The organism is Microbacterium sp. CIAB417, from assembly GCF_022788845.1.
Genome location: NZ_JAHZUT010000004.1, coordinates 625,698 through 650,033, shown reverse-complemented (window position 1 = coordinate 650,033; position 24,336 = coordinate 625,698). Strand labels below are relative to the sequence as shown.

Annotated in this window: 23 protein-coding genes; 5 read left to right on the top strand and 18 right to left on the bottom strand. The window is 70.5% G+C overall.

The features are described 5' to 3' along the window. Positions 1–38: 38 nt before the first annotated feature. The 3 genes from KYX17_RS20515 to purM are packed head-to-tail and all read right to left on the bottom strand — an operon-like array spanning position 39 to position 3,937. Entirely contained in the window at positions 39–1,346 is a 1,308-nt protein-coding gene (locus KYX17_RS20515) for an MFS transporter (RefSeq protein WP_243229063.1), read from the bottom strand. Continuing rightward, the gene (gene purF, locus KYX17_RS20510) at positions 1,343–2,815 is read right to left on the bottom strand and encodes an amidophosphoribosyltransferase (protein ID WP_243229061.1); all 1,473 of its coding nucleotides are present in this window, start codon (positions 2,813–2,815) and stop codon (positions 1,343–1,345) included. Before purF ends, KYX17_RS20515 begins: the two co-directional genes overlap by 4 nt. 6 nt (positions 2,816–2,821) lie before the next feature. Further along, the gene (gene purM / locus KYX17_RS20505; RefSeq protein WP_243229059.1) at positions 2,822–3,937 is read right to left on the bottom strand and encodes a phosphoribosylformylglycinamidine cyclo-ligase; all 1,116 of its coding nucleotides are present in this window, start codon (positions 3,935–3,937) and stop codon (positions 2,822–2,824) included. A gap of 76 nt (positions 3,938–4,013) precedes the next feature. On the opposite strand from purM, the gene KYX17_RS20500 reads away from it, so the two are divergent. After that, positions 4,014–4,619, top strand: a complete 606-nt coding sequence (locus tag KYX17_RS20500; protein ID WP_243229057.1) for a zinc-binding alcohol dehydrogenase — start codon at positions 4,014–4,016, stop codon at positions 4,617–4,619. A 2-nt stretch (positions 4,620–4,621) separates the two neighbouring features. Here the strand turns inward: KYX17_RS20500 and KYX17_RS20495 are convergent, their stop codons facing one another. The 3 genes from KYX17_RS20495 to KYX17_RS20485 are packed head-to-tail and all read right to left on the bottom strand — an operon-like array spanning position 4,622 to position 7,107. Beyond that, entirely contained in the window at positions 4,622–4,960 is a 339-nt protein-coding gene (locus KYX17_RS20495; protein WP_243229055.1) for a potassium transporter Trk, read from the bottom strand. Between the two features lie 43 nt (positions 4,961–5,003). Further along, positions 5,004–5,372: a sterol carrier family protein gene (locus tag KYX17_RS20490; protein ID WP_243229053.1), complete on the bottom strand. Its 369-nt coding sequence runs from the start codon at positions 5,370–5,372 to the stop codon at positions 5,004–5,006. Positions 5,373–5,412: 40 nt separating this feature from the next. After that, positions 5,413–7,107 (bottom strand): hypothetical protein, encoded by a 1,695-nt coding sequence (locus KYX17_RS20485; protein ID WP_243229052.1) that lies wholly within the window; start codon positions 7,105–7,107, stop codon positions 5,413–5,415. 127 nt (positions 7,108–7,234) lie between these two features. Here KYX17_RS20485 and KYX17_RS20480 point away from each other — a divergent pair, with 127 nt between their 5' ends. Together KYX17_RS20480 and purD are read left to right on the top strand one after the other, a co-directional pair. Next, a complete protein-coding gene (locus KYX17_RS20480; protein ID WP_243229050.1) occupies positions 7,235–7,915 on the top strand; it encodes a CoA pyrophosphatase in 681 nt (226 codons plus the stop codon). Positions 7,916–7,975: 60 nt separating this feature from the next. Next, complete coding sequence (gene purD / locus KYX17_RS20475; protein ID WP_243229048.1) at positions 7,976–9,253, top strand: phosphoribosylamine--glycine ligase; 1,278 nt, start codon at positions 7,976–7,978, stop codon at positions 9,251–9,253. 90 nt (positions 9,254–9,343) lie between these two features. Here the strand turns inward: purD and KYX17_RS20470 are convergent, their stop codons facing one another. From KYX17_RS20470 to KYX17_RS20460, 3 genes are all read right to left on the bottom strand, one after another. Continuing rightward, positions 9,344–9,874, bottom strand: a complete 531-nt coding sequence (locus KYX17_RS20470) for a GNAT family N-acetyltransferase (protein WP_243229047.1) — start codon at positions 9,872–9,874, stop codon at positions 9,344–9,346. Between the two features lie 170 nt (positions 9,875–10,044). Next, a complete protein-coding gene (locus tag KYX17_RS20465; protein WP_243229046.1) occupies positions 10,045–11,541 on the bottom strand; it encodes a DHA2 family efflux MFS transporter permease subunit in 1,497 nt (498 codons plus the stop codon). Then, the gene (locus KYX17_RS20460) at positions 11,538–12,161 is read right to left on the bottom strand and encodes a PadR family transcriptional regulator (protein WP_243229045.1); all 624 of its coding nucleotides are present in this window, start codon (positions 12,159–12,161) and stop codon (positions 11,538–11,540) included. The genes KYX17_RS20465 and KYX17_RS20460 overlap by 4 nt, the downstream gene beginning before the upstream one ends. Before the next feature lie 80 nt (positions 12,162–12,241). Between KYX17_RS20460 and KYX17_RS20455 the strand changes: the two genes are divergently transcribed. Further along, complete coding sequence (locus KYX17_RS20455; RefSeq protein ID WP_243229044.1) at positions 12,242–13,105, top strand: phosphoribosylaminoimidazolesuccinocarboxamide synthase; 864 nt, start codon at positions 12,242–12,244, stop codon at positions 13,103–13,105. 91 nt (positions 13,106–13,196) lie between these two features. After that, the gene (locus KYX17_RS20450; protein ID WP_243229043.1) at positions 13,197–14,537 is read left to right on the top strand and encodes a uracil-xanthine permease family protein; all 1,341 of its coding nucleotides are present in this window, start codon (positions 13,197–13,199) and stop codon (positions 14,535–14,537) included. 91 nt (positions 14,538–14,628) lie between these two features. Here the strand turns inward: KYX17_RS20450 and KYX17_RS20445 are convergent, their stop codons facing one another. The 9 genes from KYX17_RS20445 to KYX17_RS20405 form a co-directional block, all read right to left on the bottom strand. Beyond that, entirely contained in the window at positions 14,629–16,179 is a 1,551-nt protein-coding gene (locus tag KYX17_RS20445; protein WP_283818203.1) for an urea amidolyase family protein, read from the bottom strand. Between the two features lie 79 nt (positions 16,180–16,258). Next, complete coding sequence (locus KYX17_RS20440) at positions 16,259–17,029, bottom strand: LamB/YcsF family protein (RefSeq protein ID WP_243229040.1); 771 nt, start codon at positions 17,027–17,029, stop codon at positions 16,259–16,261. Then, positions 17,029–17,610, bottom strand: a complete 582-nt coding sequence (locus KYX17_RS20435; RefSeq protein ID WP_243229039.1) for a TetR/AcrR family transcriptional regulator — start codon at positions 17,608–17,610, stop codon at positions 17,029–17,031. Before KYX17_RS20435 ends, KYX17_RS20440 begins: the two co-directional genes overlap by 1 nt. Before the next feature lie 250 nt (positions 17,611–17,860). Next, positions 17,861–18,487 carry a response regulator transcription factor gene (locus KYX17_RS20430; protein WP_243229037.1) on the bottom strand — a complete coding sequence of 209 codons (627 nt, stop codon included), beginning with the start codon at positions 18,485–18,487 and terminating at the stop codon, positions 17,861–17,863. After that, on the bottom strand, positions 18,484–19,755 hold the full coding sequence (locus KYX17_RS20425; RefSeq protein ID WP_243229036.1) for a sensor histidine kinase: 1,272 nt from the start codon (positions 19,753–19,755) through the stop codon (positions 18,484–18,486). Before KYX17_RS20425 ends, KYX17_RS20430 begins: the two co-directional genes overlap by 4 nt. A 79-nt stretch (positions 19,756–19,834) precedes the next feature. After that, entirely contained in the window at positions 19,835–20,833 is a 999-nt protein-coding gene (locus KYX17_RS20420) for a LacI family DNA-binding transcriptional regulator (protein ID WP_243229034.1), read from the bottom strand. A 71-nt stretch (positions 20,834–20,904) separates the two neighbouring features. Further along, positions 20,905–22,347, bottom strand: coding sequence for a glycoside hydrolase family 1 protein (locus tag KYX17_RS20415; protein ID WP_374208974.1), 1,443 nt, complete (start codon positions 22,345–22,347; stop codon positions 20,905–20,907). Next, on the bottom strand, positions 22,344–23,234 hold the full coding sequence (locus tag KYX17_RS20410) for a carbohydrate ABC transporter permease (RefSeq protein WP_243229031.1): 891 nt from the start codon (positions 23,232–23,234) through the stop codon (positions 22,344–22,346). Before KYX17_RS20410 ends, KYX17_RS20415 begins: the two co-directional genes overlap by 4 nt. Further along, on the bottom strand, positions 23,231–24,277 hold the full coding sequence (locus KYX17_RS20405) for a carbohydrate ABC transporter permease (RefSeq protein WP_243229029.1): 1,047 nt from the start codon (positions 24,275–24,277) through the stop codon (positions 23,231–23,233). Before KYX17_RS20405 ends, KYX17_RS20410 begins: the two co-directional genes overlap by 4 nt. Between the last annotated feature and the right edge of the window lie 59 nt (positions 24,278–24,336).

Here is a 24,336-nt window from a genome sequence, read left to right as displayed (position 1 = left end):
GCGCCTTCGGTCGCTGAGAACGCCCGGAGACACGCGGCTCACCAGCGTCCGTGCCGCAGCTCCCACTCGTCCTCGACGGTTCGGCGGCGGCCGGCGACGATGCCGAACGGGATCGAGAGCACGAGGACCGCGATGATCACGAGCAGCGGCGCCGTCCACGCATCCGTCGCGTCGTGCAGGATGCCGACGGCGAACGGGAACGCCGCCGCCATCACGTAGCCGGCGCTCTGCACGAAGCTCGACAGCGCCACAGCGCTCTCCGGGGTGCGCGCCCGGATGCTGATGAGCACGAGAGCCAACGGGAACATCGCCCCGACGATGCCGAACAACGTGATCCACAGCCAGACCAGGACGGGCCCCGGCCAGAGCAGGAGACCCACGATGCCGACGATCCCGCTCACCGCGGACACGAGGAACAGCGGCCTCGTCGCCTGGAACCGCACCACCAGCACCGGCACGAGCAGCGAGGACGGCAGGCCCATGAACGCGAACAGCGACAGCAGCAGGCCCGCCGTGGCGGCCGAGACCCCGGTGAGATCGGTGACGATCGAGGGCAGCCAGGCGAAGGAGACGTACGCCATGGTCGAGGAGGTGCCGAACACGATCGCGAGGGCCCAGGCGAGCGGCAGCCGCGCGAGCCGTCCGAAGATGCGCGAACTGGTCGGTGCGACCGCGATCGGTCCGGTGGACAGCGTCGCGGGATCGATCTCGGGATCAGCCGGCTGACGCATCACGGGCAGGGCTGAGGCCGTCGCGGCCGCGGTCCTGTCCCTCACCAGCATGATGATCCAGGGGATGACTCCGGCGATCGCGAACACGCCCCACATGCCGAGCGAGAGCCGCCAGCTCGCGGCATCCGCCACCGGCACGGCGACGAGCGGCGGCAGGAACGTCGACAGCGACATCGACGTCGTGTACAGCGTCATCATCACCCCGAGGCGATCAGGGAAGTGCTTCTTCACCAGCGGCGGGAGCAGGATGTTGCCCATGCCGACTCCGGCGAAGATCAGCGCCGTCGCGAGCAGCAGCGTCACGGCATCCACCGAGAAGCCGCGCAGCACGAGTCCGGCGGCGATCGCGGTGAGCGCGATGACCGTGACCCGCTCGAGGCCGAGCCGACGTTCGAGTAGGGGTGTCGCCAGCCCGAAGAGCGCGAAGCACACCGGAGGCGCCGTGCCGATCAGGCCGAGCACGGTCGACGAGAGCGTGAAGTCCGCGGCGATGTGGTCGATCAGCGGTGAGAGCGAGGCGACCGCCGAGCGCAGCGAGAACGCGCACAGCAGGATGCCGAGGACTGCGAGCGCCCGTCCCCGCCAGAGCGGACGAGCACTCACGTCCGCCGTCACGACGTCTGGGTGCTTTCCACCCAGCCGAGATACTCCTCCGACACCGTTCCGGTGACGTAGTTCCCGTCGAACGGGCTGAGGTCGAGCTCGGAGACCGCGGACCCCTCGGTGATCGCGGCCTTGAGGTCCTCCACCTCCTGGTAGACGAGATGGTCGCAGCCCAGCTCGGCCGCGATCTCCGGGATCGTCCGCCCGTACGCCACGAGCTCATGACGCGACGGCATGTTGATGCCGTACACGTGCGGATGCCGGATGGGCGGCGCGGCCGACGCGAAGGTCACCGACAGCGCCCCGGCGTCCCGGGCCATCTGGATGATCTGCTGGCTGGTGGTGCCCCGGACGATCGAGTCGTCGATGAGCAGGACGTTCTTGCCCTGGAACTCGGTCGACATCGCGTTGAGCTTCTGCCGCACGCTCTTCTTGCGCACCGCCTGCCCGGGCATGATGAAGGTCCGGCCCACATAGCGGTTCTTGTAGAAGCCCTCGCGGTACTCGATGCCGAGCTTCCGTGCGACCTCCATGGCCGCCGGACGCGAGGAGTCCGGAATCGGCATGACGACGTCGATCTCGTCGAGCGGGACGTGCTTGGCGATCGTGTCCGCGAGGCGGTCGCCCATGCGCAGTCGCGACTCGTAGACCGAGATGCCGTTCATGATCGAGTCCGGCCGTGCGAGGTAGACGTACTCGAACGCGCAAGGGGTCAGCTGCGTGGACGTCGCGCACTGGCGCGTGAACAGCTCGCCCTCGTTCGTGATGAACACGGCTTCGCCGGGCTCGACGTCGCGGACGACCTCGTAGTCGCCGTTCTCGAGCACGAGCGATTCGCTCGCGACGACCCACTCGTCGCGCCCCTCGCGTCCCTCGACGGTCGACGGTCGGCGTCCGAGGATGAGCGGTCGGATGCCGAACGGATCGCGGAACGCGAGCAGACCGTATCCGGCGATCACGGCGATCACGGCGTATGCGCCCTCGATGCGCTCATGGGTGCGAGTGACCGCCTCGAAGATCCGCTCGGGCTCGAGGTCCACGGGGGACGTGGTCTCCTGCAGCTCGCCGGCGAGGACGTTCAGCAGCAGCTCGGTGTCGCTCGAGGAGTTCAGGTGCCGGCGATAGCGGCGGGCCATGTCGGCGGTCAGCTCACGCGTGTTGGTCAGGTTGCCGTTGTGGATGAGGATGATGCCGTACGGCGCGTTCACGTAGAACGGCTGGGCCTCCTCCTCGCTGGACGCCGTGCCCTTGGTGGCGTACCGGACGTGGCCGAGGCCGACGTTGCCGAGCAGGGACCGCATGTCACGGGTGCGGAAGGCCTCGCGCACCATGCCGGAGGCCTTCGCCATGTGCATGACGCCGCTGGTCTCGGCCGTCGCGATGCCGGTGGCGTCCTGTCCGCGATGCTGCAGCAGCAGGAGCGCGTCGTAGATGTCCTGGTTGACCGGGGCGTTCCCGACCATGCCGACGATTCCGCACATGGGGTGTTACTTCGCTCCGTCCGCGTAGGCGCCGATCAGGCGCACCGCTCCGCCGTCGACGCCCTTGGCGCCCTCTTCGAACACTCCGGCGGGACGCGCGCCCGTCGAGACGGTCGCGACCTGCCAGGCGGGGATGCCTTCCGTGGCGAGCGCGCTGATCGCGGCATCCTTCTTCTCCGCCTGGACGACCGCGAGGAACCCGATGCCGAGGTTCCAGGTGCCCTCCGCCGACTCGAGCGTCGAGCCGGCGATGTCGCTGAGCACACGGAAGACCGGGCTCGGCGACCACGTCGAACGATCGACCTCGGCCCAGCTGCCCTGCGGCAGGACGCGGGCGAGGTTCGCGGCGATGCCGCCGCCCGTGACGTGGCTGAGCGCGTGCACTCCGCCGTCGAGCGTCGAGATCAGCCGCAGCAGCGGCTGCGTGTACAGGCGGGTGGGCTCCAGGAGCACCTCACCCCAGGTCGCTCCGAAGTCGGCCGCGTTGTCGCCGTAGCCGATGCCGGCTCCGGCGACGATGTGGCGGACCAGGGAATAGCCGTTGGAGTGCAGCCCGCTCGACTCGAGCGCGAGCACGACGTCGCCGTCCTGGACGCGCTCCGCGCCGAGCACGGCATCCGCCTCGACGACGCCTGTCGCGGCGCCGGCGACGTCGTAGTCGCGCGGGCCGAGCAGACCGGGGTGCTCGGCGGTCTCGCCGCCGACGAGCGCGGTGCCGGTGGCGGCAGCGCCCTCAGCGATGCCGCGCACGATGTCGGCGATGCGCTCCGGGACGACCTTGCCGCACGCGATGTAGTCGGTCATGAACAGCGGTGCGGCCCCCACCACGACGATGTCGTCGACGACCATGCCGACCAGGTCCTGCCCGATCGTGTCGTGCTTGTCGATCGCCTGCGCGATGGCGACCTTCGTCCCGACCCCGTCGGTGCTGGTCGCGAGCAGCGGCTTGCGGTAGCTCAGCAGTGCCGAGGCGTCGAACAGGCCCGCGAAACCGCCGACCCCGCCGAGGACCTCGGGGCCGTGCGTCGCGCGCACGGACGACTTCATCAGCTCGACGGCCAGATCACCGGCCGCGGTGTCGACGCCGGCTTCGGTGTAGGGGTTGGTGGGAGAGGCAGCCACCCGACAAGACTACCGCCGCCGACACGGCCCCAGATCCGCGGATGCCCCGGCCGCGGTGTCCTCCTACGATGGGGCTATGTCCGACAAGCCGCAGTGGCTGATTCGCGAGGATGCGAGCGTTCCGGTGCTCGTCGCGCTCGCCCTGCGCCAGGAGCTGGGCGTTCGGGCTCCCGAGGACCTGCCGGCCCTGCGCGACCTGGTCGTGCGGGCACCGGATGCCGCGGATGCCACGCCGGAGCTCGAAGAGCAGTGGCGGGACTACTGGGACATGACTGTCGAGCCGCGGGCGCATCCGGCATCCGTTCCGCTGGAGCTCGTCGACGGCTTCGACACGCTGGTCGCGCTTCCACAGGCGGGCGCCGACGAGCTGCGCGCGGCTATCGCCCCGTACGCCGCGTCCTCGCTGCAGTACGCGCGCGCCGCGCACCGCCGGTACTCCGACACCATGCGCAACGCGGCGGGCGGGGACGCGTACCGCGCGTACGCGTCGGCGATCGCCGAGTTCGAGCGCGAGATCGGGCGGCGCGCCCACTCGTTCGAGCTGAACGTGCAGGTGCTGCCGTTCACCCAGCGCGGGATCTGGTGGATCGGCGCGCTCACCGTCGCCGTGACCGACGGCCTGCGCCGAGATGTCGTGGCCTTCGACACCGCGATCCGGCCGGTGATCGCCGAACTGGCCTGAGTTCAGGACCCGTTCGCGGCGTCCCCCGCCGGATCGCCGGTGACCGTCTCATGGTCGACGCGGACGACGCGGTCGTGCCGGCGGGCGACGCGCTCGAGGACCAGTGCGACGACGCCGCCGAGGGCGAGGCCGATCGGGACGGTCCACAGCAGCGCGAAGCCGAACACCTGGCCCGGCGGGTAGACGATGCCGAGCGCCTCGGACTCCTCGTAGCTGCCGACCATCGTGACGATGCCCGCGGCGATGACCCCCAGCACGATGCCCAGGCCCATGAACACGCCGAAGCGCGGCACGCGGCGGACGGTCGCCTCGGTCGTCTCGTGGGAATCGGAGGTGGTCATGTCTCCATTGTCCCACCGTCGGCGGAGGCTCGCGCCCGCAGCGTCACGGCCGCAACGGGAGCAGGTCGGCCAGATCGGCGCGGATGCCGGACGCGCTCACCCGCCCGGATGCCGCCGCATCCGCCCAGGCTTCGGCGCCGGTCGCGACCGCGATCCAGGTCGACGCGTCCATCTCCACGACGTTGGGCGGAGTCCCCCGGGTGTGGCGGGGACCCTGCACGACCTGGACGGCACCGAACGGCGGGACGCGCACCTCGACGCTGTTGCCCGGCGCCTTCTCCTCGAGCAGCTGGAGGAGATATCGCACGGCGGTGGCGAGATCGGTGCGCGACGGCTTGGTCCCGGCATCCTGGGCGGTCCCGACCGCGGCGAGAGCCGTCCGCCCCGCCGCCATGTCGATCTTCCGCGCCATGGGCTCAGCCTAATCCGGGCTGTTACTGCGGCGTTCACCCTCAGGACGACGGGTCGATGAGCCGCACGAAGCGGACGACGAGGTCGTCGGCCGCGTCGTCCAGCGCGATGCGCAGGCGCGTAGCCTCGGCTCCGACCGCCCCGGCAGGCAACGCGATCGTGGCCGTGCGCCACCGGCCGGAACCCGTGCGCTCCACCGCGACGGTGTCCCCGGCATCCGTCTCGACGCGGAACGAGCCCGTCCCCTCGTCCAGGAACGTGACCTTGAGCACGGCACCGCCCTCGACGGCTCCGGCGAAGCGCTCGTCGACGGAGAACACGAAACCGGTATCGCCGCCCCCGACGTCCGTGGACAGCCCCTCGTGCGCGGTGCCGTTCTCGGCCTCGACATCGCCGGTGTGCACGTCGACGTCCGTGCGATGCGCCACGGACCCCGTCTCGTCCACCTGCACGAGCCAGCGCTCCAGGTTGCGCACCCACGGCTGCGCGTCCCACTCCCCGGGGAAGTCCTCGTCGATCCAGAAGGTGTCCTCGGCGTCGCGCAGCGCCGCCCAGGCGTCGGAGGACGTCTCGGCGGTCTGCCCGAGCGAGAGGCGCACCCAGTCCCAGTGCTCGGCGTACTCTGTCAGGTACGCATCGTCCGGCACGACGTACATCCAGTTCATCCGCAGCTGCAGCGCCTTGAGATTCGCCTGCCGCACGGCGTAGTACGGATCGGTCGTGGCGTACCCGCAGTCGTCGAAGCACTCGTGCTCGGTCGCGACGATCCGGTCCCCGGCGTGGATCGGCAGCGATTCGTCGACGACGAGATGACCGTCCGACTGGACGTGCGAGCCGTAGGACGGCGCTTCGGAGAGATGGAAGTTCGACACCTCGGTGATGCCGTTGCGGATCCCGAGACCGGCGTCCACGGCATCCGCCGCGAGGAGGTCGTCGGCCGCGCCGAACGGCCCCCAGGGGTAGTCCTCACCGGTGAAGACGAGCTTGTTCGCGTGGTCGCCGAACAGGTCGGCGAGGTCCGGCCATGCCTGCGAATACCACGCGAGATAGGCGTCGGCGTCGAGGTCGCCGGCTGCCACGGCATCCGAGACGATGTCGTAGTCGAACTCGGCCCAGTCGAATGCTCCGGGGACGTAGACGAACCGCAGACGCGGGTCGGCGGCCAGCCCTTCGTCGACGAACAGCCTCTCGTAGGCGTTCAGCAGGTGCCCCCAGACGCACTCGTCCCAGATCGGCAGATGCTCCTGGCCGTCCTCGTCCGGACCGTAGGTCGTGACCCCGCAATCCTCGGCGACCCACGCGGGCGCCCAGCCCTCGGCGCTCGCGAACAGGCGCATCCAGAAGTCCCCGGGCTCCGCGAGCTGCTCGTCGAGACGGGCGAGCTCCATGCCCTGGGCCTCTCCGGTCGCGGTGCGGTCCACGACCCCGCTCTCGACGGGCTGCAGCTGCGCCCAGGTCACGTCGACGGAGTGCACGAGCACGAGGTCGTCCTCGCTGGTCTCCTCGGAGAAGAAGCCGGAGTTCGCCGCCGGAAGCGCCGAGGCCGGCAGGGTCCAGTCGTCGCCGTCGACGACGGTGACGCCGCGCGGCCCGGGTTCCACGAACGCCGCTCGCGGACCGGCGTCGGGAGTCGTGTGCAGCCGCGCGCCGGTCGGCAGCGGTTCCGCGGCCGGTGCGCAGCCGGCGAGGACGATCGCCAGGGCCGCGGCAGCGGCCGACGTTCCTCGTCGCTTCACGTCGTCTCCTGTCCGAGGGGTCGCGAGACTTGGTCTGCGGAGCGAGACTTTGCTCGGCAACGCAAGTCTCGCTCCGTAGACCAAGTCTCACGGATCCGATCGCGCCGCCACGTCATAGGCTCGAGGAATGACCGATCCGCAGCATCCGGAGGGCGCACGCTCCGAGCTGCTGCGCGCCACCGCCGCACATGGCTGGGGCGGCCCGTTCCCGCAGCTGGCGGATCCGGATGCCGCGCGCGAGGCGGCGGTGCTGATCCTGTTCGGCGTGCTCGACGGCATCCCGGCGCCGACGCCCGACGCGGCCGTCGCGCGCGATCTCGACGTGCTGCTGCAGCGACGGGCTCCCACGCTGTCGTCGCATCCGGGTCAGGTGTCCTTCCCCGGCGGCGGCCGGGAGCAGGGCGATGCGGATGCCGCGGCCACCGCGCTCCGGGAGGCGGAGGAGGAGACCGGTCTCGACCCCGCCGGCGTCGAGGTGCTCGCGACGCTGCCCGAGATCCCGCTCGCCGCGAGCAATCACCGCGTCACGCCGGTGCTGGGCTGGTGGCGACGGCCCTCGCGCGTGGCCGCGGTCGATCACGCCGAGACCGTCGAGGTGTTCCGCGTGCCGGTGGCGCAGCTGCTGGATCCGGCGACGCGCTTCACCTCCGTGATCGAACGACGCGGGATGCGCTTCAGCGGACCGGCGTTCGACATCGACGGGACGATCGTGTGGGGGTTCACCGCGATGGTCCTGGACGGGTTGTTCGAGGCCTGCGGATGGAACGTGCCCTGGGACCGGACGGTCGAGCGCCCGGTCGAGGTCTGACGCGGGGAGCCCACCGTCTCCGACCGAAACCCGCTGGCTCAGCCTCGGTAGTCTGGAGGGGTGAAGATCCTCGTCCTCGGTTCCGGTGCCCGTGAGCACGCGATCATCCTCGCCCTGCGCGCGGAGGACGCGGAGCATGAGATCTTCGCCGCGCCCGGCAACGCCGGCATCGCGCAGGATGCGGAGCTGGTCGCAGTGGACCCGCTCGACGGCGCCGCCGTCACCTCCTTCGCCAACGAGAAGGCCATCGACCTCGTCGTCGTCGGCCCCGAGGCTCCGCTCGTGGCGGGGGTCGCGGATGTCCTGCGCGAACGCGGCATCCCCGTGTTCGGCCCCGGGAAGGCCGCGGCGCAGCTGGAGGGGTCCAAGGCGTTCGCCAAGCGGATCATGGATGCCGCAGGCGTCCCGACCGGACGCGCCGTGCGCGCGGCCACATCGGCGGAGGTCGAGGAGGCGTTCGACGCGTTCGGCGCCCCGCACGTCGTCAAGGCCGACGGCCTCGCCGCGGGCAAGGGCGTCATCGTGACCAGCGACCGCGCCGAGGCTCTGGCGCACGCTGCGCACTATCTTCCCGAGGGCCCCGTGCTCGTCGAGGAGTTCCTCTCCGGACAGGAGGTCTCCCTTTTCTTCCTCAGCGACGGGGACACCGTCCGCGCGCTGAGCCCGGCGCAGGACTTCAAGCGCGCGTTCGACGGCGACGAGGGCCCGAACACGGGCGGCATGGGCGCCTACACTCCCCTGCCCTGGCTCGCCGAGCAGTTCGGCAGCGAGGAGGAGTTCGTCGCACTCGTCACCGAGCAGGTCGCCCTTCCGGTCATCCGCCGCCTGGATGCCGAGGGCACGCCGTTCATCGGCCTGCTGTACGCGGGGCTCATCCTCACCGAGTCCGGTGTGCGCGTGATCGAGTTCAACGCCCGCTTCGGGGATCCGGAGACGCAGGTCGTGCTCCCGCGCCTTCGCACGCCGCTGTCCGAGCTGCTTTTCGCCGCGGCATCCGGGACCCTCGAGGACCAGCCGCAGCCCGAGTTCAGCGACGACGTCGCGATCACGGTCGTGCTCGCGAGCGAGGGCTACCCCGAGGCGCCGCAGACCGGCCGCCCGATCGAGGGGCTTGCCGAGGCCGCCGCGGTGGAAGGCGTGCGGATCGTGCACGCGGCGACGGCGGGGCCCGACGCTCCCGGCGGAGATCTGCTGGCCACGGGCGGTCGTGTGCTGAACGTCGTGGCGACGGCATCCGATTTCGCCACCGCGCGCGCGAAGGCGTACGACGCGATCGGGCGGATCACGCTCGAGGGCGCTCACTTCCGCACCGACATCGCCTCCCGCGTCGCCGAGTAGCCCGCCCGCCGCGGGCGGATTCTGCGACACTTCTCGACTTCTGCGACAGAAACTTCCTGGCGCATTCGCGGACAAGTGTCGCGGGACGCGTCAGAGCTCGATCCAGTAGCGGCGCAGCCGCGGGTGACCGGCATCCGACGCGTCGATGATGTCCTCCAGCTCACCGCCGGCGCCCTCGATCGTGCGGTACGACCCGGGATTGTCGTCGTCGCACGTCAGCATGACCCGCTCGTATCCGTCGGCCCGCGCGATGGCGAGCACCTGCCGCAGAGCGGCCTTGACGATCCCCTCACGACGGCGCGACGGGATCACCGAGTAGCCGATGTGCCCGCCGACCCGGCGGAGCCAGTCGTTGAGCTCACGGCGGAACGCGATGAATCCGACGACCTGATCGGCCTCGACGATCCAGAAGAAGTCGCAGGGCACGTGTCCGTCGGGGAGCTCGGCCGCGGGGTCGGCGTAGAGCCGCGCCTTCTCGACGAACGCCTCGCACGCGGCCCGGTCGGGCACGAGGCCCTTCTCGTAGCCGCCGCCGTCGATGTGCGCGCCGTCGAACTCGGCGACCGCCGCCGCCCAGCTCTCGAAGAGGTCGGTGGTGGGACGGGCGAGCTCGATCGTCATCGCCCCAGCACACCAGACGCGGCACGCGGGAGCAAACCGATTCCCCCGGGTTCTGCCACACCTCTCGGCATCCGCGACAGGAAGTTCCTGGCGCATTTGCGCAAAGGTGTGGCAGAACCCGGTGGGAGGGCCCGGAAGGGGCGGGCCGGGAGGAGCGGGAGCGGGATGCCTCAGGTGCGCCGGCGCCGCAGGAACAGCACCGCCACGACGCCCAGCAGGATGGCCGCCGCCGGCAGCAGCATGGTCTGCGCCATCGCGTCGGCGAACGGTGCCGCGACGGCATCCGGCATCGGGCCCTCGCCGAAGCCGCCGGTGGCATCGGACGCACCGGGGAGATTCGCCTCGAGCCGGTTCTGCATGAAGGCGGCGATCGCGGCAGAGCCCAGCACGGAACCCACGGTCCGCGTCGTGTTGTAGATGCCGGAGCCCGCGCCCGCCTGACGGGGCGGCAGGTCGCGCGTCGCCGTCGTGGCGAGCGGACCCCACATTCCCGCGTTGCCGAAACCGAGGATGGCGGAGGGGATCAGCAACCAGCCGATCGGGATGTCGGTGTTCATCATGAAGGCGAACAGGAACAGCGAGATCGACACCAGCAGCAGGCCGGGCACGAGCATGAGGCGCGGGTCGATCCGATCCAGCAGCCGGCCCGCGAACGGAGAGACGATGCCGGCCGCGAGCGCCATCGGGATCAGCAGCAGAGCGGATTCGGTCGGAGTCAGGCCGCGGGCGAGCTGCAGGAAGAACATCAGTGGAAGCCCCTGTGCCGTCACGGTGAAGCCGACGACGGCGATCGCGACGTTCGACCAGGCGAAGTTGCGGTTGCGGAACAGCTCCAGCGGCACGAGCGGCTCGTTCTTCGTGCGCGACTGGTACCAGAGGAAGAGCACCAGCACCACGACACCGGTGATGATCAGGCTCGGCACGGAGATCGGCCCCCAGATCGTGCCCCAGTCGTACGCCTCGGCCTCCTGCAGCCCGAAGACGATGAGGAACAGCGCGATCGCACTGAGGAATACGCCGGGGACGTCGAAGCGGTGCTGATGCGTCTGCAGCTTCGGCACGAGGATCCAAGCGAGGATGAACCCGACGACGCCGACCGGCAGGTTGATGAAGAAGATCCATTCCCAGCCGAGACCGTCCACGAGGAACCCTCCGGCCAGCGGCCCGACGAGCATGGCGACGCCGGAGGCCGCACCCCACAGTCCCATCGCCGCACCGCGGCGCTCGGGCGGGAAGGTCCGGGTGATCACCGCCATGGTCTGCGGCGTCAGCAGCGCCGCCCCGAGTCCCTGCACCGCGCGCGCCCAGATCAGACCGTCGAGCGTGGTCGACAGCCCGCACCACAGCGACGCGAGCGTGAACACGGCGAGCCCGATGAGGTAGATGTTCCTCGGCCCGAAGCGGTCGCCGAGCCGACCCGTGACCAGCAGCGGCACCGCGTACGCCAGCAGATAGGCGCTCGTGACCCAGACGACCCGGTCGAGGTTGTTCGACGTCGGATCCAGCGCCTCCTTGATCGCGGGGTTGGCCACCCCGACGATCGTCGTGTCGACGAGGATCATGAAGAATCCGATGACCATCGCCCAGAGGGCGGGCCACGGACTGCGGGGGCGGTGCCCGGTGGCGTAGGTCCCGGTCGAGGGCCCGGAAGCGGGAGTGTCTGTCATCGTCGTGCGGCCTTTCGCTGAGCGCGGTAGCGGTCCGAGTCCTCGAATCCGGCGGGACCCCAGGGAATCTCGTCGGCCTCGAGCCGGTCGATCAGGGAGCGCATCCACTCGAGCTCGGCGTGCAGCAGCACTTGCTGCCGCTCGATCTCGAGGAGGAACTGCAGGGGAACGCCTCTCGCGCGCGCGTCGTCGATCCCGTACGCGTGCAGGGCGTGCTCCTCTTCGAGCGCGACCTGACGGATGCGCAGCAGGTCGACGACCTCCTGACGATCGAGGTTGTGGGCCTCGGCGAGCGCGACGCGGAACGTGGTCGAGAGCTCGGCGCTCGAAAGCTCGCGCCGCACCCAGTCGCGCACGACCTCGCCGCCCCGGGGCGTGAGCGTGTAGGTGGTGCGCTCGGGGCGATTGCCCTCGCGATCCACGCCGACCTCGGCGATGAGGTCCTGCTCCAGCAATCGCGCCACCGAATGGTAGAGCGTGCCGTTCGTGATCTTCAGCAGCCGGTCGTCACGGCGCTGCCGGAGCAGCCGCACCATCTCGTACGGGTGCATGTCGTCCTCGCTGAGCAGCGCGAGGATCATCACGCCCATCGGCGTGATCTTCGTCACCGGCTCTGCCATGGATGCTCCACTTCAAATAGTCCACATGGACTATACCCCAGCGCGGCGGTCGCCTCCGCATCGTCTGCGAAGATGGGCGGGTGAGCGAAGCGATCAAGATCCCCGGCTGGCGGCACATCTACTCGGGCAAGGTCCGCGACCTGTACGCGTCGGAGGATGCCGCGGACCCGCGCATCCTCGTCGTCGCCAGCGATCGCGTGAGCGCGTTCGACTTCGTGCTCTCCCCCGGCATCCCGCAGAAGGGCGCCCTGCTCACCCGCCTCAGCCGCTGGTGGTTCGAGCAGCTCGACGATGTTCCGAACCACATCGCCGACGGCGAGATCCCCGCCGTCGTCGCCGACCGTGCCATGCTCGCCCAGTCGCTCGAGATGCTTCCGATCGAAGGCGTCGTGCGCGGGTACATCACCGGCTCCGGGTGGCTCGAGTACCAGCAGAGCGGCACGATCTGCGGCATCCCCCTGCCCGCCGGACTCGAGAACGGCGACCGCCTTCCCGAGCCGCTGTTCACCCCGGCGTACAAGGCTCCCCTGGGCGAGCACGACGAGAACATCACGTTCGACCGCGTGATCGAGCTCGTCGGCGAGGAGCGGGCGGTGCAGCTGCGCGACACGTCGCTGAGCCTGTACACCCGAGCCGCCGCGATCGCCGAGGCCAAGGGCCTGATCCTCGCGGACACGAAGTTCGAGTTCGGCACGGATGCCGACGGCACGCTGCGTCTCGCCGACGAGGTCCTCACGAGCGACTCCTCCCGCTACTGGGACGCCGAGGCCTGGGAGAACGGCACGACCCCGGCCGAGCGGATGGCCAGCTTCGACAAGCAGATCGTCCGCGACTGGCTGGCATCGAACTGGGACAGGCAGGGGGAGCCCCCGGCACTGCCCGAGGAGATCGTTCAGCGCACGGCCGATCGCTACCGCGAACTCATCGACCGCCTGACCGCCTGACCACCTGAGGGCCTGGGCGCTCAGCGAACGCCCAGGAATCGGTAATGTTGCCCCAGCATCCCTCGACATTCCCGAGCCCTGAGGAGCCCCCATGCCCGTGTGGAAGATCCACGGCGACGGCCGCACCGTCGAACCCGGTCAGGTCGTCAAGCCCGAAGAACGGCTGAGCTGGCCCGCGACCATCGCGATCGGCGCCCAGCACGTCGTCGCCATGTTCGGCGCGACGTTCCTGGTGCCGATCCTCACCGGCTTCCCGGTCACCACGACCCTGCTGTTCTCGGGCGTCGGCACGCTGCTCTTCCTTCTGCTGACCCGCAACCGCCTTCCCAGCTACCTCGGCTCCTCGTTCGCGTTCATCGCCCCGATCACGGCGCTGAACGCCGGACAGGCGCTCGAGACGCCGGAGCAGATCACCCAGGCGCTGGTGGGCGTGGCCGCAGCGGGCATCCTTCTCGCCGCGATCGGATTCCTGGTCCAGGCGGTCGGAACCGGCTGGATCGACAAGCTCATGCCACCCGTGGTGGCGGGATCCATCGTGGCGCTGATCGGCTTCAACCTGGCCCCCGCAGCATGGAACAACTTCCAGGCGCAGCCGGAGCTGGCCACCGTGACGCTGGTCGCGGTCGTGCTGTTCAGCGTCCTGTTCCGCGGGTTCCTCGGCCGCATCTCGATCTTCCTCGGCGTCATCGTCGGGTACATCGTCGCCGCGGCCACGGGGCAGCTGAAGTTCGAGGGCATCGAGGACGTCGCCTGGATCGGCCTGCCGGACTTCCACCTCGCCGCCATCACGGATCCGGCGGCGTGGGCGCTGGTGCCCATGTTCCTGCCCGTCGTCCTCGTGCTGATCGCCGAGAACGTCGGTCATGTCCGGGGCGTCGCGACCATGACCGAGGACCCGTCGATCAACCGCCACACCGGCCGGGCGCTGGTCGCAGACGGCCTCGCCACGACGATCGCCGGCGGCTTCGGCGGATCGGGCACCACCACGTACGGCGAGAACATCGGCGTCATGGCGGCCACGCGCGTGTACTCGACCGCCGCCTACTGGGTGGCCGGCATCGTCGCGATCCTGCTGGCGTTCTCCCCCAAGATCGGCTTCGTGTTCAACACGATCCCGCAGGGCGTGCTCGGTGGGGTGACCACCGCGCTGTACGGCCTCATCGGCGTCATCGGCATCAAGATCTGGGTGGACAACCGGGTGGACTTCTCCCGACCGGTGAACCAGTACACGGTGGCGGTGTCGTTCGTGATCGCCATCGCCGGCTTCGCGATGGGCTGGGGCAACTTCCAGCTCGGCGCGATCGTGCTGGGCACGGTCGCCGCGCTGCTCATCTACCACCTCGGCAACGCGATCGCCCGCTGGCGGAAGACGGGCGCCGACGACGGCGGACCCATCCCGGCCGTGGGCCCGCTCGGCGGCGACCCGGAGTAGGCGCCGGCCACGGCATCCGGCGACCGCCCGAGCGGACGATGCCTTCCGGGTCTCCGGGACGGATGCGCCGCCAGGCCGGCACGGGACGCGATCAGACCGCGCGGAACCGGATGCGGGCACCAGGCGGCAGCTGACCAGACGTGTCCAGCGCGGCATCCGTGAGCGCGGCGATGATCGGATACCCGCCCGTGACCGGATGATCGGGCCCGAACAGCACCGGCTGCCCATCCGGCGGCACCTGGAGAGCGCCCGCCACGGCGCCTTCGCTGGGCAGCTCGCCGGTGATCGCGCGCTCCAGCGGCCGATCCCCCTGCAGCCGGACGCCGACCCGGTCCGATCGCGGCGTCACCAGCCAGTCCTGGCTCACGAGCGCGTCGAGCGCCGCCGGCGTGAACCAGTCGTCGCGCGGTCCGAGGGTGATCGGGAGCTCGACGACCTCGCCTGTCGCCGGCAGCGCGCGCGGCGAGACGCCCTCCTCCACAGACCCGGCGACGTCCCGGCCGACCCCGACGACGTCGCCGGCGACCAGCGGCGCCGGCCCCAGCCCGGCCAGTGTGTCCGTGGCCCGACTGCCCAGAACGGATGCCGCGGCCACCCCGCCCCGCACCCCGATGACGTACCGGATGCCGCGTTCCGGATGCCCGAGATGCAGCTCGTCGCCTTCGGACGTGGCGAATGGGACGCCGTGCGCGATCGGCCGCGCCCCGCCGTCGGCCGTCACGAGTTCGAGTTCACCCTCGGCTCCGGTGATGACGGCGACGCCGGAACCGTGCAGGCGCAGCACCGCCGATCCGACGCACTCCAGAACCGCGGCGGTCGGCGCGTTTCCGACCGCGCGGTTCGCGTCATGCAGCGCGCGCCGGTCCGCTGCGCCGGACGAGGACACGCCGAGCGCCGCGAAGCCGGTCCGTCCGGCGTCCTGAACGAGCAGCTGGAGCGCCGGACGCACGACCTCGACGCAGGGCGTGCGGGGCCGGGGATCATCGGCCTCGGCCCGTCTCGGCGTGCGCACGCCGCCCCCGGATCGGACGACCTCCCGGTCCGCCCGCTCGAACCGCACCCCGGTGCCCGGTGACAGCAGCGCCGGCGGATCGCGGTCGATGTCCCACATCACGGTGTCCGTGCGGCCGATCAGCTGCCAGCCGCCCGGGGACTCCCGCGGATACACACCGCTGAACACGCCGGCGAGCCCGACCGACCCGGCGGGCACGCGCGTGCGCGGCGTGGAACGACGAGGAACGTCGAAGAGCGGATCACCGCTGACCGCGTACCCGAACCCGGGCGCGAAGCCCGAGAACGCGACCGTCCACTCGGCTGCGAGATGCCGGCGCACGAGCTCTTCCGGTGACACCGAAAGCATCCGCGCGGTCTCCTCGAGGTCCTCGCCGTCGTAGCGCACGGGCAGGACGACTTCTCTCGTCGGCGACGGCGGCTCGGCATCCGCCGTTCCGGATGCCACGGCGGCGGCGATCGCATCCGCGGACGTGCGCAGCGGATCGAAGCGCACGAGCACGGTACGCGCGCCGGGGACACGCTCGACGATGCCCGGAATGTCGCCCAGTCGGACGTTCACCCGCATCGCCTCGGCGAGATCGGCGGCTTCGATGAGCATCGCGCGATCGGATGCCGTGAGCACACGCATCAGCACCGGCCCTGTCCAGGTCGCGCTCTCTGCTGCTCTGACCGCCCGGGAGCAGCAGGATCCGCGACTCGAACAGCCGTCACCTCCGCGCCTCGACGAACGGGGCGATCATCACGCCGGATTCCGACAGTCGCCTCCGGATCTCGGCGGCCATCGCGACCGCACCAGGGCTGTCGCCGTGCACGCAGATCGACTGGGCGGAGACGGCGACGTCCGTGCCGTCGACCGCACGGATCAGCCCGTCGGCGGCCAGGCGCGTCATGCGCTCGGCGACGGCTGACGGGTCGTGCAGCACGGCGCCCTCCTGGCTGCGAGGGACCAGCCGGCCGTCCGGAAGGTACGCGCGGTCGGCGAAGGCCTCGGTGGCGACGGTCAGCCCGGCCCGTTCGGCGACGTCGAGCACGACCCCGCCGGCGAGACCCAGCAGCACCAGTCGGGGATCGACGGCGCGGATCGCCGCGACGACATCTCGCGCCTGCCGGTCGTCGCGGGCGATCGTGTTGTACAGCGCGCCGTGCGGCTTCACATACGAGACCCGGCCGCCGACAGCGGAGGCGAGTCCGATCAGCGCGCCGAGCTGATACTCCACGTGCGCCTGCAGCGTCGCCGAATCCAGGTCGACCGGCACGCGCCCGAAGTTCTCCTCATCGCGGTATCCCGGGTGCGCTCCGATCACCACGCCGCGGCTCACGGCGGCGGCGAGCGTCTCGCGGATCCCCTCCGGGCTTCCGGCGTGGAAACCGCACGACACGTTCGCACTCGTGACGATCTCGAGCATGCCCGCGTCGTCGCTGACGATGCGGTCGGGGACGTTCTCACCGACATCGGAGTTCAGATCGATGATCGCCATCACGCCTCCAGCCCGTATCTCTTGAGCACCCAGCCTCGCGCGGCATCGAGCGGGAAGAACTCACCGAACGCCGAGTACTTCAGGGCGACGCCCTCGAGCAGGGTGCGCAGCATGACCTCTTCGAGCGCGGGGTCGGCCGCACCGCGCTCCGCGAAGATCGCGCGGACCGCCTGTTCGGCCCCGGCCGCGCCGTCCGCATTGCGCGCGGCCGCCTCGGCGAAGAACCGCAGCTGCGCCGGATCCTGCTGCATCGTCATGACCGCGCGGTGCAGCAGGCGGTGGGCGGATGCTGCGGCGAGTGCGCCCTCGATGATGGCGCGCAGACGATCGTCCGCACTGCCTTCGCCCATCGGGAAGCCGATCAGCAGACGGAACCAGCGATCGACCACTTCGCCGACCAGCTGGTCCTTGCCGCCGAAGTGATAGTTGACCAGCCCCTGGGCGACGCCCGCTCGCCCGGTGATCTCGGCGATCGTCGCACCGTGGACTCCGCGTTCGGCGAAGACCTCGATCGCGGCCGTCAGGATGCTCTCGCGAGCGCGCTCGCGCGCACGGCGGTTCTGCTCCTCGGAGCGCGCCATGCGGCATCCTCCCGACGCATTTCCTGAAACCTGCGGCCACCCGCTATGGTACTGACTGAATGAGCATTCAGTCATTCAACACGGAGATGGAGCTCGTCGGGGAGCTCGCGAGGCGCTCCCGCCGCTCGTGCCGGAGGGACACCGCGGGTCGCGCCCCGCACATCTCCGCCCCCACTCCTCATGGGGAGGGTGCTCGATCTCGGTCGGGGGGCCGAGATCGAGTGCACCGGGCGGGTCTGCCGGGCTCGGGTCAGCGTCGGATGATCCGCTGCTCGATCGCCGCGGCGACAGCGCCCGCCCGCGTGTCGACGCCGAGCTTGGTGTAAATGTGCGACAGATGCGACTTCACGGTCGCCTCGGACACGAACAGCGCCTTCGCCATCTCTCGGTTGCCCTGCCCGTCTGCGAGCAGCTCGAGCACCTCGACCTCGCGCTCGGTCATGCGCGGCTCAGGCGACGCCGCACGACGCATGAGCGTCGCCGCGACGGAGGGAGCGAGCGCGGGCTCGCCCTTCGCGACGGCCCGGATGCCGGCGAAAAGCTCGGCAGGGGGCGCGTCCTTGAGCAGGTAGCCGCGCGCCCCGGCATCCAGAGCCCGCAGGATGTCGGACTCGGTGTCGTAGGTCGTCAGCACGAGGACCGCGGGGGCATGCTCTCCCGCGGAGAGTCGCCGCGTCGCCTCGATGCCTCCCACGCCGTCGCCGAGACTGAGGTCCATGAGAACGACGTCCGGGCGCTCCGCGGCGACCCGCTCGACGGCCGAGGCCGCGTCCCCCGCCTCGCCGACCACGTCGAAGTCCTCGCTGGACTCGAGGAGCGCGCGCAGGCCCGCACGCACGACCGGATGATCGTCGACCAGCACCAGGCGCAGCGTCATGGTGTCTCCTTCTCCGCGGCAACCGTCGCCGCGGACTCGCCGAACACGGATGAGTCCGAACCGGCGGACAGCGCGGACGCGGGGAACACCGCCGACACGGTCGTCCCCTCCCCCGGAGCCGATTCGATCTCGAGGCTTCCGCCCACGGCGGCGATCCGCTCCTCGATGCCCGCGAGGCCCCTTCCGCGACCGGCGGATCGGCGCTGCCGGACCCGCTCCCTCCGAGCGGCCGGCCGCGCATCGAAGCCGATGCCGTCGTCACGGATGTCGAGGCGCAGCTCGTCGGGCTGGGCGGTGAGGCTCACCACCGTCCGCGAGGCCTGCGCATGCTCGGCGACATTGGCGAGCGCACCACGGACGGTGCGGATCACGGCGGCGGCAACCGGCAGCGGCACGTCGCCGAGCGCACCGTGACTCCGGAACGAGGCGTCGACGCCGACCGCCTCGGTCACGAGCCGCTCGATCGCCGCCGGCAGGGAGCCGGCGACGCCGTCGAGCTCGGACGGAGCCAGATCACGCACGACGCGGCGGACCTCGTCGAGTCCCGCGCGGGCCGTGTCGGCCGCCGTGCGGACCTGCGCGCGCGCCGCGTCCGGCCGACGGTCCCACTGCTGCTCGGCCGCCTGCAGGAGCAGATGGATGCTGGACAGGTTCTGGCCCACGGAGTCGTGGATCTCGCGCGACAGACGCGCACGTTCGGCGAGCGCTCCGGCGCGGTTCTCGGCGGCGGCGAGCTCGGACTGCGTCGTGGTGAGCTCGTCCACCAGCTGCTCGCGCGCCCGCGCCTCGCGATCCAGCGCGCGGTACGCGACGACCGTCGCGAAGGCGATGCCGAGCGGGCCCGCGATCAGCGTCGGATCCGCCTCCTCGGCGATCCTCAGCTCCGCGGCGACCACCACGGCCGTCATCGCGGCCACGACGCCGGCGGCCGGCCAGAACGGCAGGATCTGCAGCACGGCGAAGGCGAGCGGGACCGCGCACCACGCGAACGACGGCGCCGTGAGCGTGAGCAGGATCCACAGGGCCGCGACCACCAGCGTCCAGACCGCCGGCCAGGCTCCCTTCCGCGGCACGACCGGGCGCAGAAGGGCGACGGCCGCGAGCAGCGCCGCACCGGCGAGGATGTACGGCATCGCCACGGCATCCTCATGGCGCAGGGCGTAACGCACCGCGCACACCACGATCATCCCGAGCAGCACGACCTGCAGCGCGCGCCCGAAGCGCACGGGCGCCAGGATGCCGCGCACACCCTGCTCCGGAGAACTCATGCGCCTCAGCCTAAGGACAGGCGCACGCCGCCCACATCATCCGTTCGGCTATCGTCGCCGTTGCGCCCGTGCCATCGCTCTAGGCCGAGCCGCGCACCACAAGCTCGGTGGGGAGCATCGTCGTCCGCTCCGGCGTGCCGCCGGAGAGACGCGCCAGCAGCACCGCGGCCATCGACTCCCCCTGCTTGTACATCGGCTGACGGATCGTCGTCAGCGGCGGATCCGTCGTCAGCGCCACCGAGGAGTCGTCGAACCCGACCACGGCGACGTCATCCGGCACCCGCAGTCCCGCGCGGCGCAGCGCGGCCATCGCTCCCCGGGCCATGAGGTCGCTCGCCGCGAAGAGCGCATCGGGCGTCCCCGCCGCGAGGATGCGCCGCGCGGCCTCAGCCCCGCTCGATTCGCTGTAGTCGCCCTCCTCCTCGGCGAACGGCGCGAGGCCGGCATCCGCCAGCGCATCGCGGTAGCCCTGCACGCGGTCCCCCGCGGCGAGCATGGTCAGCGGGCCCGTGATCGTCGCGATCCGGCTGCGCCCGATGTCGATGAGGTGCTGCGTCGCGAGCCGAGCGCTGGCCACGTTGTCGACGTCGACGACGTAATCGGAATCGCGACGATGGATCGGACGGCCGCCGAACACGACGGGAACGGCGTCGGCGATGCGATCGACGTACGCGTCACTGGTGTGGTGCGACACGATCAGCGCCCCGTCCACGCCTCCGTTGCGCACGAAGCTGGTCATCTTGTCGCCCGGGTCGTCGCTCGCGATGAGGAGGTTGAGCAGGTAGTCGGATCCCCCGAGGGCTCCCGTGATGCCCGCCACGATCGCGGCGAAGAACGGGTCTCCGAAGAAGCGGGTGGTGTCCTCGGGCACGATGAGCGCGATGGCGTGCGTCTGCCGCGAGGCCAGCGACCTGGCCGCACGATTGGGCACGTAGTTCAGCTCGTCGATGGCGCGCCGGACGGCCTCGAGCGCCTCGGGGCTCACCGCCGTCGAGCCGTTCACGACCCGGGACACCGTCGAGCGCGACACCCCGGCCGCCGCCGCCACCTCTTCGATCGTCGCCCGTGACGCCGTCATCGCCCGCTCATTCCCATCGCCCTATTCTCACCGGTCGACGCCGTCGCGGAGCGCACGAACCTCCGGGCGGCTCAGAGCGATCGTGCGGCGATGATGCGGGCGTACTCCCGCCCCGAGTCCTTCAGGCTCCGCTCCTGCGTGTCGTAGTCGACGCGGACGATGCCGAACCGCTTGTCGTAGCCCCACGCCCACTCGTAGTTGTCGAACAGCGACCAGTAGAAGTAGCCGCGCACGTCGACGCCGGCGTCCGCGGCATCCAGCACCGCGCCCAGGTGCAGGCGCAGGAACTCGGTGCGCTCGGCATCGTGGACGCGCGTCTCGCCGCTCTCGATGACGGCGACGTCGTCGTAGGCGGCACCGTTCTCGGTCATGTACAGCACGACGCCGGCGGGCTCGGCGTACTCCGTCCACACGCGCTGCAGCAGCCGGGTCAGCCCCTCCGGCTGCACCTCCCAGTTCTGCGCCGTGCGCGGCAGCCCGCGCTCGACCGAGTGGATGCCGGCATCCGACGGATAGGGGCTGCGCCCCGGGCGCTGCGTGGCGGGTCCGCCCGAGACCGGAGGGACCTCCGGAGCGGTTCCGGACACGTAGTCGCCGTGGTAGTAGTTCACGCCCTGCGTGTCGATGCGCTCCGAGATCGTCTCGAGGTCGCCGTCCAGGATCGCCGCCTCGAAGCGCTCGATCGCCTCGGCATCCACGGCGCGGATGTCCTCGACGATGTCCGCCGGATACGACGCGCGGTAGATCGGATCGAGGAACCACCGGTTGAACTGGCCGTCGACCCGGCGGGCGGCATCGACGTCGGCCGGGTCCGCCGGATCCACCGCGTCGGCGACGGTGTGGTTGAGGGTGATCCCGAGGTTCAAGGAGGCGTCGCGCCCGCGCAGTTCGCGCACCGTCGCGCCGTGCGCGAGCAGGAGGTGATGCGAGGCGAGCAGCCCCTCGGCGATGCTGGTGTGCCCGGGGGCGTGCTCGCCGCCGGTGTACGACAGGAACGACGAGCACCACGGCTCGTTCAACGTCGTCCACACCTTCACGCGGTCGCCGAGCGCGTCATGCATCGTGCCCGCGTACTCGAGGAAGCGCTCGACCGTGTCGCGGCTCGTCCAGCCCCCGGCATCCTGCAGCGCCTGCGGCATGTCCCAGTGGTAGAGCGTGAGCCAGGGCAGGATGCCGGCGCCGAGCAGCTCGTCCACCAGGCGCTCGTAGAAGTCGACCCCCTTCGGGTTGACCGCGCCGCCGTCCGGACGCACGCGCGACCACGACGTGGAGAACCGGTACGTCTGCAGGCCGATCCGCTTCATGAGCGCGACGTCCTCGGCGTAGCGGTGGTAGTGGTCGCACGCCACGTCCCCGTCGTCTCCGCCGATCACGGCCCCGGGCACCCGGGCGAACGCGTCCCAGATCGACGCGGTGCGCCCGTCCTCGAACGCGGCGCCCTCGATCTGGTACGCGGCGGTGGCTGCGCCGAAGAGGAAGTCGTCCGGGAACGGCCGTGTCGTCATAGCGGTCATCCTTTCACCGCGCCCGCCATGATGCCACTGACCAGCTGCTTGCCCGCCACCACGAAGAGGATGAGCAGGGGCAGCGTCGCGAGCACCGCGCCGGCGAGCACGATCGAGTAGTCGATGTAGTACCCGGACTGCAGCTGGCTCAGCGCCGTCTGCAGGGTCGGATTCTGGGGCGAGAGCACGATGAGCGGCCAGAGGTAGTCGGTCCAGGCCGTCATGAATGTGAACAGCCCGAGGATCGCCATGGCCGGCCGCGCGGCCGGCAGACCCACCGTGAGGAACGTGCGGAACTGGTTGGCGCCGTCCATGCGTGCGGCCTCGATCAGTTCGTCCGGGATGACGTCGACGAGATACTGCCGCATGAAGAACACGCCGAACGCCGTGACGAGTGTGGGCACGATGACGGCGCCGATCGACCCGGTCCAGCCGAGCTCGCGCATGAGCATGAACAACGGGATGATGCCGAGCTGCGTGGGGATCGCCATGGTGGCGATGACGAACACCATCAGCCCGTCGCGGCCCCGGAACCGCAGCTTCGCGAACGCGTAGCCGGCGAGCGTCGAGAACGTCACGACCGAGACGGTGATGATCGTCGAGATGATCACGGAGTTGCCCAGCGCCAGCCAGAACGGGATGGCGTCGAACACCTTCGCGGCGTTGGTGAAGAAGTTGCCGCCCGGGATCAGGGGCAGAGTCTCGCCGCGGGTCGAGTTGTCTCCCGAGGCGACCACGACCGACCACCACAGCGGGTAGACGCTGCCGATGATGAAGGCGGCGAGGAGGCCGTACGTGAGGAAGCCGGGCCGGCTGCCGATGCCTGCGATGCCCGAGCTCGTTCCGCGCCGGCGGCGGATGCGCTCGGGAACGCTCATGGCCTGGGTGGCGGTCATCGGGCGTCCTCCTTCGTGGGCGCCTGGGCCGCTGCGCGACGGGCGGCGCGATTGCGCTTCGGGGCGTCGCCCGAGGCGATCCCTCGGGAGATGAGGAAGTTGATCACGCCGATCCCGACGATCAGCAGGAACAGCAGGATGGCGATCGCGGACGCCTCGCCGAGGTCGCGGCGGAAGAACGCCATCTCCCACAGGAACAGCACGGTGGTCTGGAACTGCCGGTCGCTTCCGCCGATGCCGCCGGCGGTGGAGACGTCGAACAGGCGCGGCTCCGCGAAGATCTGGAGGCCGCCGATCGTCGCGGTGATGATGACGAAGATGAGGGTCGGCCGGATCGTCGGGATCGTGATCGAGAAGAACCGACGGGCGGCTCCCGCGCCGTCCAGGGCGGCGGACTCGTACAGGTCCCGCGGCACGGCCTGCATCGCGGCGAGCAGGATCAGGGCGTTGTACCCGGTCCAGCGGAAGTTGACCATGATCGCGATCGCGATGTGCGACAGGAACGTGTTGTGCTTCCACTCCTGGTCGGCGATCCCGATGAGGTTCAGCAGGTTGTTGGCGAGGCCATCGGCCTCGTTGAACACGCTGGAGAAGATGATGGCGACCGCGACGGGGGTGACGACGAACGGGATGAGCACGCTCATCCGCCAGAACGTCGGCGCGCGCAGACCGCGATCGAGGAGGTACGCGATGACGAGAGCCACGCACAGTTGCGGGATCGCCGACAGCAGGAAGATGCTCAGCGTGTTGACGATCGAGTTCCAGAACATCGGATCGCCGAGGATCTCGGCGAAGTTTCCGAACCCGACGAACGGCCCCTCGCCCTTGAGCAGGTCCCACTCGTGCACGGCGACGTACACCGTGTAGACGAGCGGGAACAGCCCGATCAGGCCGAACAGCAGGAAGAACGGCGACACGTAGAGATACGGCGACGCGTTCTGGTCGAACCGCGAGAGGCGGTGGCGCCAGGGGCGTTTCGTCCCCGAGTCCGTGCGAGCGGATGCCGGGGCGACGCGCTCCTCGGGCGGAGCGGTGAGAGTCATTTCTATCCCGTCGAAAGTGGGCGTCTCCGGTCGCAGTCCCTGCGGCTCTGGCGGCGCCG